Annotated in this window: 16 protein-coding genes; 14 read left to right on the forward strand and 2 right to left on the reverse strand. The window is 29.1% G+C overall.

The features are described 5' to 3' along the window. The first annotated feature begins 113 nt into the window (after window positions 1-113). The 4 genes from CXP39_RS02010 (at window position 114) to ruvB (ending at window position 3,294) form a co-directional block, all read left to right on the forward strand. The gene (locus CXP39_RS02010; protein WP_027048083.1) at window positions 114-1,424 is read left to right on the forward strand and encodes a hypothetical protein; all 1,311 of its coding nucleotides are present in this window, start codon (window positions 114-116) and stop codon (window positions 1,422-1,424) included. Window positions 1,425-1,546: 122 nt separating this feature from the next. Beyond that, entirely contained in the window at window positions 1,547-1,711 is a 165-nt protein-coding gene (gene rpsU / locus CXP39_RS02015) for a 30S ribosomal protein S21 (protein WP_027048082.1), read from the forward strand. An 85-nt stretch (window positions 1,712-1,796) separates the two neighbouring features. Continuing rightward, entirely contained in the window at window positions 1,797-2,351 is a 555-nt protein-coding gene (gene ruvA, locus CXP39_RS02020; protein WP_027048081.1) for a Holliday junction branch migration protein RuvA, read from the forward strand. Further along, window positions 2,338-3,294, forward strand: coding sequence for a Holliday junction branch migration DNA helicase RuvB (gene ruvB, locus CXP39_RS02025; RefSeq protein WP_036256237.1), 957 nt, complete (start codon window positions 2,338-2,340; stop codon window positions 3,292-3,294). The genes ruvA and ruvB overlap by 14 nt, the downstream gene beginning before the upstream one ends. On the opposite strand, the gene CXP39_RS02030 is transcribed toward ruvB, so the two are convergent. Further along, complete coding sequence (locus CXP39_RS02030; protein ID WP_027048079.1) at window positions 3,291-4,103, reverse strand: hypothetical protein; 813 nt, start codon at window positions 4,101-4,103, stop codon at window positions 3,291-3,293. The two genes, ruvB and CXP39_RS02030, sit on opposite strands and share 4 nt — an antisense overlap. A 134-nt stretch (window positions 4,104-4,237) precedes the next feature. Between CXP39_RS02030 and CXP39_RS02035 the strand changes: the two genes are divergently transcribed. From CXP39_RS02035 to CXP39_RS02065, 7 genes are all read left to right on the forward strand, one after another. Further along, complete coding sequence (locus CXP39_RS02035; RefSeq protein ID WP_027048078.1) at window positions 4,238-5,170, forward strand: hypothetical protein; 933 nt, start codon at window positions 4,238-4,240, stop codon at window positions 5,168-5,170. A gap of 15 nt (window positions 5,171-5,185) precedes the next feature. Next, window positions 5,186-6,277 carry a ribosome biogenesis GTPase YqeH gene (yqeH, locus tag CXP39_RS02040; RefSeq protein ID WP_027048077.1) on the forward strand — a complete coding sequence of 364 codons (1,092 nt, stop codon included), beginning with the start codon at window positions 5,186-5,188 and terminating at the stop codon, window positions 6,275-6,277. A gap of 94 nt (window positions 6,278-6,371) precedes the next feature. Beyond that, window positions 6,372-7,331 carry an ROK family protein gene (locus CXP39_RS02045; RefSeq protein ID WP_027048076.1) on the forward strand — a complete coding sequence of 320 codons (960 nt, stop codon included), beginning with the start codon at window positions 6,372-6,374 and terminating at the stop codon, window positions 7,329-7,331. Next, a complete protein-coding gene (locus tag CXP39_RS02050; RefSeq protein ID WP_051591853.1) occupies window positions 7,331-7,591 on the forward strand; it encodes a DUF896 domain-containing protein in 261 nt (86 codons plus the stop codon). The genes CXP39_RS02045 and CXP39_RS02050 overlap by 1 nt, the downstream gene beginning before the upstream one ends. Next, a complete protein-coding gene (gene tkt / locus CXP39_RS02055; RefSeq protein WP_027048074.1) occupies window positions 7,581-9,557 on the forward strand; it encodes a transketolase in 1,977 nt (658 codons plus the stop codon). Before CXP39_RS02050 ends, tkt begins: the two co-directional genes overlap by 11 nt. Window positions 9,558-9,573: 16 nt before the next feature. Then, window positions 9,574-9,819, forward strand: coding sequence for a YneF family protein (locus CXP39_RS02060; protein ID WP_027048073.1), 246 nt, complete (start codon window positions 9,574-9,576; stop codon window positions 9,817-9,819). Between the two features lie 95 nt (window positions 9,820-9,914). Next, window positions 9,915-10,595: a type 1 glutamine amidotransferase domain-containing protein gene (locus CXP39_RS02065; protein WP_027048072.1), complete on the forward strand. Its 681-nt coding sequence runs from the start codon at window positions 9,915-9,917 to the stop codon at window positions 10,593-10,595. A 66-nt stretch (window positions 10,596-10,661) separates the two neighbouring features. Here CXP39_RS02065 and plsY read toward each other — a convergent pair whose 3' ends face one another. Continuing rightward, the gene (plsY, locus tag CXP39_RS02070; protein WP_084497544.1) at window positions 10,662-11,489 is read right to left on the reverse strand and encodes a glycerol-3-phosphate 1-O-acyltransferase PlsY; all 828 of its coding nucleotides are present in this window, start codon (window positions 11,487-11,489) and stop codon (window positions 10,662-10,664) included. Window positions 11,490-11,561: 72 nt separating this feature from the next. Between plsY and CXP39_RS02075 the strand changes: the two genes are divergently transcribed. From CXP39_RS02075 to CXP39_RS02085, 3 genes are all read left to right on the forward strand, one after another. Beyond that, window positions 11,562-12,272 (forward strand): hypothetical protein, encoded by a 711-nt coding sequence (locus CXP39_RS02075; RefSeq protein WP_027048071.1) that lies wholly within the window; start codon window positions 11,562-11,564, stop codon window positions 12,270-12,272. Window positions 12,273-12,274: 2 nt separating this feature from the next. Continuing rightward, window positions 12,275-12,583 (forward strand): hypothetical protein, encoded by a 309-nt coding sequence (locus CXP39_RS02080; RefSeq protein WP_027048070.1) that lies wholly within the window; start codon window positions 12,275-12,277, stop codon window positions 12,581-12,583. Between the two features lie 87 nt (window positions 12,584-12,670). Continuing rightward, a complete protein-coding gene (locus CXP39_RS02085) occupies window positions 12,671-13,132 on the forward strand; it encodes a MarR family winged helix-turn-helix transcriptional regulator (protein ID WP_027048069.1) in 462 nt (153 codons plus the stop codon). Window positions 13,133-13,155: the final 23 nt, after the last annotated feature.

Below are 13,155 nucleotides of genomic sequence, written 5' to 3' on the forward strand. Positions count from 1 at the left end.
TTATTAATTAAAAAATATTAAAAAAGGTGCTTTTAGCACTTTTTTTATTGATTTTGAAAATTGTTATTTTTGAATAGGTTATAATTATTACAAATTATTAAGAAGAGGTTGTTATGAAAATAAAGATCAGAGATCATATGGACACAAAAATGCTGAACAAAATTCAAGATTATGTTGTTAATCTTAATTTGGATGCCGATTCTGTAATGTCAATTATGGCTAAGGAGTTTTATCATTTTGATGATGCGACACTTTTAGAAGCTAAGAAATTTGTAATGTATTTGATATGGTTACATGATAATAATAAAAGTTTGAAAGATGCTTTTGATAACTTTGTTGAGCGTTTGGAGCTACTAGAACGCCAAAAAGAACGTGAACATGCTCGTGCACAAAGAGGGCGACCAGACTTTGAAAAACAGCGTCTACAAATTGAAGAGCGTCGTCGTGAGCAGCAACGAATTGATCGTTATGCAACATTGGCTCGCCAGCAACGTGAACGTGAAGAAGCTAAAAAACTGGAAAATGATGCTAATAATTTGACTGATATAGAAATTACTAGAAGTGAAGAAAAAGATGAAACTTTTGTGGTTCAAGCTGATAAAACGGTAGAATATATTAAGCTTTTAGCTGAGGAAGTTGATTATGAAAAAACTTTAGATTTTAGCGCTCGTAAAGAAATTTTTGATCAAGCACTTAAAAATGTTGACAATACTCAATCAATAATTAATGAAACTAGATTAGAAACAATTATTGATGAGATTACTATAAATAACGATTATGGTGTTGATGATGATGAAAATCATTTAACTTTAGACGAAGTTTTAAACTCAACTTTTGGAGAAGATTTGGATCAAACTTTGGACAATAGTACTCACAGTTTAGATGCCGAATTAGTTTTTAATCAACATGAAGATACTCGAACAATGGGAATTGATGATTTAGATTTGGAATCAATTAACTTTGAAGAGGTAGAAGACTTAAAAACATTTATCAGTAAAAATTATACAAATTCCACAATTAGCAGTACTGATTACGTGTTATCAAATAATGAAAATTTAAGTCGCGTAACTCCTGCTGAAATTGCTAAAACAATTAATGATATTTTTAAAGATGAAAATCATGTTGACGAAAAGACATTGACTAATTATCTTGATCAAGACTACGATAGTGAAGAAGAGCTTACAAGAACGATTATTGAAGCTTTGGATGACGAAGAAATTCTAAACACTTTAATTGCTGATAATGATGATACATTAATAAAATTTGAAGATATTACAGAAGCAAATACTCAGGAAGCAATTGAATTTCTGGCAAACTTTGAAAATAAGTATGGAACAATTCCTTTAGAGGACAATACAATTTTAGAAGATGAAATTGAAGAAGAAACAATGGGAATTTTTAACAGTCTTTATAAAGAAAAATAAAATTAGCTACTTGCAAAACCTTAATTTAAAAAAATGATGTTTTTTATTAGAAATCTTGTAAATAAATTTGCAAATTTGTCTTAAATTAGGGTATTATTATATTGAATTGGAGTTGAATACATATGGCAAGTGTTATCGTACACGAAGGAGAACCAATTGAAAAAGCGTTAAAACGTTTTCAAAAGGTAGCATCAGTTAATAAAGCTGAAGCAAGAAAACGTGAATACCACTTAAGTAAAAAAGAAAAACGAATTTACAAACAAAAGCAAAACCGTAAATTTAAATAATTTTACTAAGATTCACGACTGTTAAATGAACCATTAATAAAGGGTTCATTTTTTTATTTTCTTCTAATACTTATTGGGAGGTGTTATGAGAAATTATATAATTGGCACAGTTAAGATAGTTCAATATAACCAGGTTACAATCGAAGTTAATTCTTATGGAGAAAACTTTTTCATTCTTGAAAAAGAAAGGCCATTTTTGATTATCAACACTGAAATTAAATTATATACTGCAACATATAAAACTGAGTTTGAGGATCTAGAATTTGGGTTTGTAAACTATGAAATTTATGGTTTATTTAAAAATCTTATCAAGATTAAAACTGTCGGCTATAAGACAGCTCTTCAGCTTTTAGAAACATATGAAGTATTAGATCTTTTGGATATTATCCAAAATGGAGATCTTGATAAAATTATGATAATTAAAGGCATCGGAAATTTTACGGCCAAGTTAATCATCGAAATTCTGCAGAAACAGTATTTTAATTTTAAATTAACTAATAAAAAGGAGAAGTTATTAGTTTCATTACAAAAATTAGGATTCAAATCTAAAGAAATATACCAAGTTTTGCGAAAATTAGATGATTCATTAACTTTTGAAAAAATGGTAGAAAAGGCTGTTTTAAATATTGGTCAACAATAATTTTAGACCCAACTCTTGAAACGAGTTTTTGGGACAATCTCAAATTATATCAAATTTAAAAATATATGTTGAATCTGCGAGGCAACAAAATAAGACTCTGGATCATTTGTTGATACACGGTTCTAGTGGAATGGGAAAAACATCTCTGGCGTTCCTAATTTCAAAAGTTATGAAATCAAAATTACATATTTTAAATGGACCAAGTATTCAAAAGCCAAGTGATCTAATTGCTGTTTTAAGTGCTCTTAAACCAAGCGACATTTTGTTTATTGACGAAGTGCATGCGATATCTAAAGAAATCCTAGAAATTTTATACCCTGTTTTAGAAGATAATAAAATGAACCTTGTCATTGGAAAAGATTATAATTCTAAAATTATAAATGTATCGTTACCTGAATTTACAATTATTTGTGCAACAACTGAAATCTATAAATTATCATATCCATTGTTGAACCGGTTTCCTATTCACTTTCAAATTATGGATTATTCGTTATCAGAAATGTCTCAAATTATCAAAAATGCATCTAATCGCATCGACTTACAGTTAAGCACATCCAGCTGTGAATTTATTGCTAGTTATTGTCGAAATACTCCAAGAATCGCAATTAATTTAGTTAATCGAATAAAAGACTACATAATAACTAAGCATGTTAATTGTACAAATATTGTCAGTTTAAAAACTATTTTTAAACAAATGGGCATATACAGCCAAGGGTTAACCAACAATGATGTCGAATATTTGAAAATTCTGAAAGAGCATAAAACATTAGGAATTGAATCATTGGCTCAAATATTAGATGCGCCAATTGCGACAATTATTCAAAATATTGAGCCAGTACTAATAAGAGAGCAATTTGTTTTACGAACTTTAAGAGGACGTATGATTACAGACAAAGGTTTAAAGTACTTAAGTGAAATTTTTAATAAAGAAGCTGCTAATTAATTAGCAGCTTCTTCAATTTTTTCATAAATTTTCTTACACATTGATACTAAAACTACCAAACTATTAACAGTGTTAGTTATTGATACATATTTTTCAACATCTTGCTTGAAATTTGAATCTTTTAAAGATTCCAAACCCCCCGTTAAATTACCAAAATCACCTAAAAAATTTGGCTCTTTAAATTCTGTAAAATATTCTTTAATGGTCTCAGCAGCGTGCATTTTAATATCTCAGCCTTTGGCTGTTTGAATTGTTGTAAAATTTGGAGATACTTTTTCAGCATCATTAGGGTTATTAGTTAAAAAGACTCTTAACTGCTCTAAATCTTCTGTTAGTAAGCTGCTCAACAGGTAATTAACATCTTCAAGATCAAGTGTTGCTAAATTTTCTTGATCTCCCAGTTTGGGAATAATTGATTGAATTTTTTCAATCTGCTGAGCTTGAATTTTAAATTCTGAACCAAATTGAAGCTTTAAGATTGATTTAGTCATTCCATTAGTACCTGCACCTTGACTCATTATTCCTGCTAAAAAGTTTGCACCATCGGAAAATAGTTTTGATGAGTCAACACTATTTAATTTTAAATACGTCAATAACTCATCAGTGTCGCGAATTACTCCAAGATCACTATTAATTTCTCCTAAAAATAAATCAATATCAACTTCACTAGGAATAAAAGTCGATAACATAGGATTGGTATTTGTCAAAGCAGCATTAGCAAAATCTCGCTTAATCGCCAAACCCTTTTCAAATAGCTTTGCAGCTGTTATTTCGATTATCTGACTATTAATAAATTCTTTAAAATTCATAAAAATTCCTTTTCTAACGGTTTTTTGTTGATTAGCCGCTTTTATTTATATAATTATATTATATCAATTGAATATATTTAAATAAATAAAACCTTATTTTGATACTATTATATAAAGAAAAGTCGGGATGATTAATGAAGTATAAGGCAATTAAAAAACAAGAAGATCGATATTACATTAATGAATATCAATTTTTTTATGTCGATAAAGAAGAAATGAAGGCAAGAATGAGTGAAATTCAATTTCCAGCAATTGTTATGGATACAGAATTTTTTAACCGCTCTCATGAATCTTATGACTATGATGAAAAAGCTTTTCCACGTCTTTATGATGAAGAACAAAAAGATTTGGTTTATGTTTTACAATATTCGTTTGCCAAAAACTTTAAAGAAATTCACAATCGACAAAATTCTAAGGCAATTAAATCAATGACAATTAAGCGTAGTTTTAAAGACTCCGAATACAGCTTTGAAGCCCAATATGATTCAACAGTTAAAAGTTTTATAAATATGTGCATTAATAAAAATATTAAGACATTGGTTTTTGCAGGTAAAGAAAATGATGCTCGAATTTTAAAATCATGAATTAATAAAAATAAAGCATTACTAAATAACAAGCGTAGTGATCTTTTTGTTATAAATCATAAAACTAAAGAATACGATGTTAACGCTTTTGATATTTACAATGTTTTAAGTCAAAATATGTCATTTTCAAATTTTGATAAACAGGGATCACAATTTTATGAGCCAAAAAATTTGAAACCTGGCAAAAAAGGTGAGAATACTTTAGCTTTACCAAGCCTAAAAAAGTTTTTTGATTATATGCAAACTATTTATCCAAATAATCAATTTGAAGAGGAAGAAGATATTTACAATTTATGTGTCAGCGCTTTAAGATTTTTTTCTTATAAAGAATCAAATTTTAAAGACTACTTAAAGTGAAACAAGGATGTTAAAAGGGCAAAAACTCACTGTTATAACGATGTTCTAAAGCTTTTATATTTGATTGATTTCTTATATGTTTTCATGTTTTATGATGATTCAGAGAATAAGTATATTAAAAAATAGAGGGAGTACTAGACGATGAAAAAATGTATTGGATGTGGAATTTGCTTACAAACAACAATATCAAATAAGCCAGGATTTACTAACAAACTCGAAAATGATTATTGCTTGAGATGCTTTAGAATTAAAAACTATAATGACCTAATTGATCAAGAACTTGATCAAGAAACTTTTATAGCTAATATCAAAAATATTGTTCATAATGATAAGGATCCAATTTTTTATTATATTTTGGATATCTTTGACTTAGAAGGCACTAGAATGTTGGAAATTGAAAATTTAATTGCCAACAAAACAGTAGTAATTGTGATTAATAAAATCGATTTAATTCCTAAATCAGTTAAGCTATCGAAAATAAGAAAGTATGTAACTAAAATGTTTGCAAGTTCAAAATTGGCAAATGCAAAAATTATTTTAACTGCTAGTGATAATCAAAAACTAATTTTGCCATTTTTGAATATTGTTCTGAAATCCTTTCAAAATCAGTACTTTATTGGAGCTTCAAATGTGGGGAAATCTTCATTAATTAATGCTTTAATGAAAGCTAACAATTTAGTTCCCAAAATTTTGGAATCTAGGTACTTCAATACTACATTAGAATTAATTGATATTAATCTAGATTCAGGCGTAAAAATTATTGATACTCCTGGAATTGCTCGCAATAATTCAATTGCTCATATCATGAATCAAAAAGATTGACAATATTGCTATTTTAAAAAAGAGCTTCGTCAGTATACCTTTCAATTAAATTCTGAGCAGGCCATGTTTTTTTCAGGTTTAGCATGATTTACTTTTATAAGCGAAACTAAAATTAGGCAAAATTTCCATATCTATGTTAATAAAGAAATTTTGTTGCACAGAACAAAGCAAAACAATGCTGCAAATTATTTTACAAAGAATAAGGAATTGTTAATTACACCAACTGTTATTGACGAGGGCCAGGAATACCATTTTAAATTTGAAAAAAGTGACATCGGAAAAGAGTTTGATATATCAATTTCAGGATTGGGTTGAATTAACTTTATTGTTCAATCTGAGCAAGAAATCACTTTTATTATTCCTTTAAAGAATCAAAAAACTTTAATATCTTTGAGAGAACCTATTATTTAATGAGTTCTTTTATTTTATTTGAAATAGATGGTAGTTTAAAAGTGCTAAATATTTTATAATTAATGTAAGAAATTTAAACGGAAAGAGTGTGTTTATGAGAAAAATTTTGGGAATTGATTTAGGTGGAACAAGTGCTAAAGTTGGAATTGTTAATCAATTTGGGGAACTTGAAACATCATTTATTGTTAAAAATGACAAGAGCAATTTGCTAGAAAATTTAGCTAAGAAAACAATCAACAAAATTGAACAATTGGGATACAACTATGATATAGATATTGAAAGAATTGGATTTGCTTGTCCAGGGTTTATTAATCACGAAGAAGGAATTGTTATTTTATCGGGAAATTTAAATCTGCAAAATTTTGATATTAAAACAGCAATTAAGAGTTTATTCAAAAAACAGGAAGTTTATATTTTAAATGATGTTAATGCTGCAGCTTTAGGAGAATATTGAACTGGTTCTGCATCACGTTATTCATCAGGAATTTTTTATTGATTGGGAACCGGAATTGGTGGGGCTATTGTTAGCGAAAATAAATTATTGTCTGGGGAACATGGCTTTGCTGGAGAATTTGGCCATGGTGGAAAGATGCAAACCTTATTTAAATGTAACTGCGGTTTAAATTATTGTATTGAAAGAACTTGTTCAGCTGTTTCTTTTGGAAAAACATTTACAAAATTGGTTGCCGATAATAACTTAACAAGTATTGCAAAATTGTTTAAAAATCCAAATGACATTACAATGGAAGAAATATCAAAAGTATACAAGGAAAATAATAAACCTCAAGAAATTAGAGTTTTGATTGAAGAAATTTATCGACCATTGTTCAATCATATGGCAATTATGATTCAAGCTTTAGATCCTGCCCTTGTTGTCATCGGAGGTGGTGGTTCTGGAATGGGAACGGATTTATTGGAAATTATTGAGGAAAATGTTAAACCATTAATCGTGAAAATTATTAGGGATCAAATTACTTTTGATTTGGCGTCATTAGAAAATTGTTCGGGAATTATTGGAGCAGCTTATTATGCAATTAATAACTGAGACTACTAATGAGAAATAATATTGAGATGCTATCTTTTCAAGAATTAATCTTGGAAATTAACCGTTTGGTTGCAATTAAAAAAACTCGTGCTTTATCAGTTGAAGAAGAAGAAATGCGTAGTTTGTTGCGTACACGTTATATTGAACTTTATAAACGTAATTTAGAGCATCAACTTCAATCAATTAAAGTTGTTAATGAAAATGGCGAAGATATCACACCAAAAAAAATAAAAGATCTAAAAAAACAAGGAGATACTAATGAAAAATAATATTGGAAATGACAATTTAAATGCATTAAGAATATTGGGAGTTGAAGCTGTTAATAAAGCCAATTCAGGGCACCCAGGGATTGTTTTGGGAGCTGCTCCAATGGTATTTACTTTATTTACTAAAATTATGAAGCAGAATCCACAAAATCCTAAATGATTTGACCGTGATCGCTTCGTTTTGTCAGCTGGACACGGAAGTGCTTTATTATATTCAGCGTTACATTTATCGGGATACGATTTATCAATTAAAGATTTAAAAAAGTTTCGCCAATGAGGAAGTTTAACTCCAGGACATCCAGAATCAATAATTACAACTGGTGTTGAAGTTACAACTGGACCTTTGGGACAAGGAATTGGAATGGGTGTTGGAATGGCTTTAGCTGAAGCATTTTTGGCAAATAAGTTTAACAAACCTGGATATGATATTATTAATCATTTTACTTATGTTTTATGTGGTGATGGAGATTTGCAAGAAGGAGTTGCTCAAGAAGCAATCTCATTTGCTGGCAAAAATCAGCTAAATAAATTAATTTTGTTGCATGATTCAAATGATATTCAACTAGACGATGAAGTTGCAAAAGCTCAGGCCGAAAACTTAAAACTAAGATTTAGGTCAGCTAATTGAAATACTCTTCGAGTAGAAAACGGAGAAGATTTGAAATCTTTGGAAAAAGCGCTTAAGAAAGCTAAGAGTTCTTCAAAACCAACTTACATTGAAGTTAAAACTATAATTGGTTTAGGAGCACCAAAGGCTGCCACTAGTTCAGTTCATGGAGCACCTTTAGGAAAAGATCTTGAAACAGTTAAAAATTACTTTAGCTGATCACACAAAGACTTTGAAGTTCCACAAACTGTTATGGATTTTTGAAAAGAAAATGTCTGAACTCGCGGTCTTGAAATTAATAATTCGTGGGATGAACTTTATAAAAGCTATGCAAAGCAGTATCCAACTGAATTTGCAGAACTAGAAAAAGCTTTAAATCGAAATTGAACCTTTGATGAAGCTAAAATAATGAGTCAAATTCCATTAAAACCTCAAGCAACGAGAATTAGCTCTGGAACTATTTTTAATACATTGGTACAATCTAATTCTACAATGTTAGGTGGAAGCGCTGATTTAGCATCATCAACAAAAATTAAAGGTCCAGATGGAAATTACGAACCTTCATTTAAGCAAGGGCGTAATATAATGTATGGTGTTAGAGAATTTGGTATGGGAGTTATCAATAACGGAATGACTGCACATGGAGGAATTTTAGCATATGCCAGTGGTTTTTTTGTCTTTGCTGATTATTTAAAACCAGCAATGCGATTAGCATCAATTATGAAATTGCAGCAGTTATATATTTTTACTCATGATTCAGTAGCTGTTGGAGAAGATGGGCCAACACATCAACCAATTGAGCAATTGGCAATGTTACGTTCAATTCCAAATCATACTTTAATTCGCCCAGCTGACTACTCAGAAACAGCTGCAGCTTATAAAATAGCTTTAGAAATAACAGATGGACCAACAACATTAGCATTGACCCGTCAAGACTTGCGTGAATTACCACATAAAAATGTTTTTGAAAATGTTAAAAAAGGTGCATATATTATTGCAGATGAAAAAGATGCTACAATAACATTAATAGCCTCTGGTTCTGAGGTTGGATTAGCAATTGATGTTAAAGATTCCTTATTGAAAAATAATATAAAGGCAAAAGTTGTTTCAATGCCGTCAACATCATTATTTGATAAACAATCATCTAAATATAAAGATTCTATTATAGATCAAAAGACTTTAAGAGTCTCAATTGAAATGGGAACTACTTGAGGTTGACATAAATATATTGGTGATTCTGGTCTAGCATTTGGAATTGATTCATTTGGGGAATCTGCGCCTGGGGAAGTTGTTATTGAAAAATTTGGGTTTAAAGTAGATAATATTACTAACCAAATATTAAAACATTTACAAAAAAAATAAGGAGAGAAAAATGAATATATTATTGGCAACTAGCTTTTCAGCTGGAGGATTAGCAGGAATGCTAATCGGAGTTATTTTAGGAGCATTATTAGTTGGAGGAATTATTGGATTTTTTATTACAAGAATTGTTGTTAAAAAACAATTAAAAGAAAATCCACCTATTAACGAAAAGCAAATTAGAGCTATGTACATGAGTATGGGAAGAAAACCATCTGAAGCAGACATTAAAAAAACAATGAACGCAATGAAGCGTGGAAAATAAAATTGTTTGGGCAATAAAAAGAGATTCATGTAAATGATTCTCTTTTTATTTATAATTATATTTATATTATTGCAAATGAAAGAAGGTAACAAGTAATGAAGATCTTAATTGTCCTAACTAATGTTTCACAATATGGTAATAGTTCTCAAGCAACTGGTCTATGATTGAGTGAAGTAACTGACTTTATAAAAGGATTTCAAAACTCCGAATTTGACATTGAATATGCTAGTCCAAAAGGAGGCGTAGTGCCTTTAGATCCTCGCAGCCTTAAAATAGCTGACAGAGATTCATTAGATTTATTAAGTAAAGATACTAATTTTACAAGAGCTTTGAAAAATTCTATGCCTATTAAAGAGGCTATTATGAATAAATATGATTTGATTTATTTTGCTGGTGGACATGGAGCTATGTGAGATTTTTATAACAACATTGAAATTGAAAAGCTAGTTATAAATAACTATCAGCAAGGAGGGTACATTGCTAGTATATGTCATGGAATAGCTGCATTATTATCAATCAAACATGATAGCAGTGAATACTTAATTAGTAATAAACGTATTACCGGCTTTACTGATACTGAAGAACTTTTAAGTAGTAAAAAATTTAAAGTTCCATTTTCAAATGAAAGAGTTGCTAAATTTAATGGAGCAATATTTGTTAAGAAGCGTTTTTTTAAATCTAACGTTGTTGTAGATGGCCAATTAATTACTGGGCAAAATTTTAAATCGGTACTTGCTTTGGCAAAAATATCTAAGAAACTTATGACGAACAAGTAATCGATATTTTATATATAAAAAGGAGTACTTAAGTACTCCATATAAAATATCTAGCAATCGTTAATATTAATTCTTTTTAGCCTTTGTTTCTTTTTTTTGCTTACGGATAAGCTCACGTTCTATTTTTAGTTTATGCTTTTCTTCATTTGTTAACTTTGGAAAGGTAATCGGCTCGGTCTTATTTTTGATACGTTTAATATTTGGAAAATGTCTTCATCCTAAAATTAAGAAACCAATTAGTATACACATTTGCATTTCCAAAATTGAGGATGCATACTCATGAGGTGTTAACGTATGCATTCAATTAAATTCTGTTAAAATATATCCATTAGATCAAGCGAGATTAAATTCTGTTCAAGAATTTCAATTAATTAAATAACTATTCACTCCATAAGTATGAGGAATTCAAATAATAACCCCAATTGTTAAAGCAGCAATGATTGACGAAACTGAAACTTTTTTGAAAATGAAAATTGTTGTTCATCATATAAATAAAAATAATAATAAATATGCATAATTCACAACCAGCAATAATCCCAAAAAACAAGAAACTGCTTTTCCACCTTTAAAATTATAATAAACCGGATAACAATGTCCGATTAGGGCAAAGATACAAGGAATAAAATAACTTGTTTGAGAAAAGAGCGAGCTATTAATAAAAGATAATCCTACAGCTACAAAACCTACAACAACAACCTTAATACCATCTAGAAAAACTACAGCAATTCCTCATTTCTTTCCTAATAGTCTAGCAGTATTAGTTGCTCCCGCGTTTCCAGATCCAGTTGTTCTAACGTCAACGCCGTAGCGTCATCTAACAATAATTACGGAAAAAGAGATAGCCCCAATCAAGTATCCAATAATACATGCAATTATAGTGCCTAAGTAATACATATGTTCTTCCTTTCAAGTTCTTATAAAATTATAAGATAAATAATATAAAATATAAAGTAAGGTGGAAGCAAAATGACTTATAATATCTTGGAAAAAATAGATTTGGAAGAAATAGCTCTTAAAATATTTCAAAGTGAAATTAAAATATTGGATGAATTAATTTTAAAAACCAATGATTCTGCCTTGGATAAAGTTTATCAGCAGCTTAAAAATTTATATGAGGTAACTTCTATTGAAGCAATTATTAGTAACTTGGCAGTTATTTTTAATGACCTTTCTAGTTTGAAAATATATGATCTTGCAATAATTTTTCAGCAATTTATTCAGCGATATTTATATTTTGGGGAAACAATTAATAATTTCAAAAGCTATTGAGAAGAAAATAAATTAAATTTTAATGATATCCAGATTTGTAATGTTTTTTGAGAAACTTTTGCCCCATTTTTTAATGGACAAATAAATTTTTATACGCAACGTTATTTAAATCTTATTAATACAAGTGATACATTAACTTGTTCTTCAGAACTTAGCTCAATTTTAAATCAGTTTTGCAATAGCATTATTCAAAATCAAGATATCACTCAGAAGATTCACTATACAGAAGAATTTTGCAACTATTTAAGCGATTTTAAAAATATAATTATGAAAATTAATATCGATCAAGTTACAGAAGCAAAAGAGCAATTTTTAAATAACACAATGGAAATGAAAGTCGCTACACAATCAATTACAATATTTATAGAAAAAGTTGTTGAAAAAATCAATAACGAACAGGGAGAATAACTATGACAAATCCAAATTTACTAACAAGCGAAGAACTAATTAAAAACAATGAAATGTTAACTCAAGAGCTTCAAGGTTTCAATAAAATTTTAAGAAACCTTGAGAAACAAATTCGTGGTAAGTACTGATTATGATTTTTATTGCCAATACTGGGATGATTTATCTACATTGCAATTATCAACAAACGCCGTACAACTCCTGAAATTGCTCAAAGTTTGATGGAAATCAAGACTGCTCAAACAAAAAATCAATTGCAAATAATGCTTAATAATCGTGAGTTGGAAAAACGCCAAGAAACGGAAAATATTTAATAGTTACAATTTGTGTCTTATTTTGATTGACATTATTTTTGCTTTGAGAGATTATATCCTTATAAGAAAAATAAGGAGATTTTATTTATGCAAAAAGATGTCATCGAAATTCCATTTTCGTTTAAACTTTATTTTATTATTGTGAATGGAATTAAATATGTTAACAAAAAAAATAGATTGCCAGCAAATATGGATAAAATGTATTTTACTGTATTGTTATTAATTTTTTTCAAACCGAAAATCAATCAACGTCAAATTTCTTTGAATTTAGAAATTGACAAAACAACAATGAGTCGAATAATTGCTAAATTGGAAGAATTCAATTTTATTACCAAGACTCAAGATCCAACAAATCGTCGTAGTACAAATCTTCAAGTAACCAAAAAAGGGTATGCTTGAGCAACAGATTTAAATGATTATGTATATGAATACCGCAACAAGTTATTAGAAGGCGCTGACCCAGAAAAAATTAAAATTACGCAAGAGTTAATTAGCCATGCACTAAAAAATTCTGCAAATCTAGATAGCGACGAATATTTTAAATTTTAAAAATTTGAAATTTATAAAGAGCT

This window comes from Mesoplasma syrphidae (assembly GCF_002843565.1).
Taxonomy (GTDB): domain Bacteria; phylum Bacillota_I; class Bacilli_A; order Mycoplasmatales; family Mycoplasmataceae; genus Tullyiplasma; species Tullyiplasma syrphidae.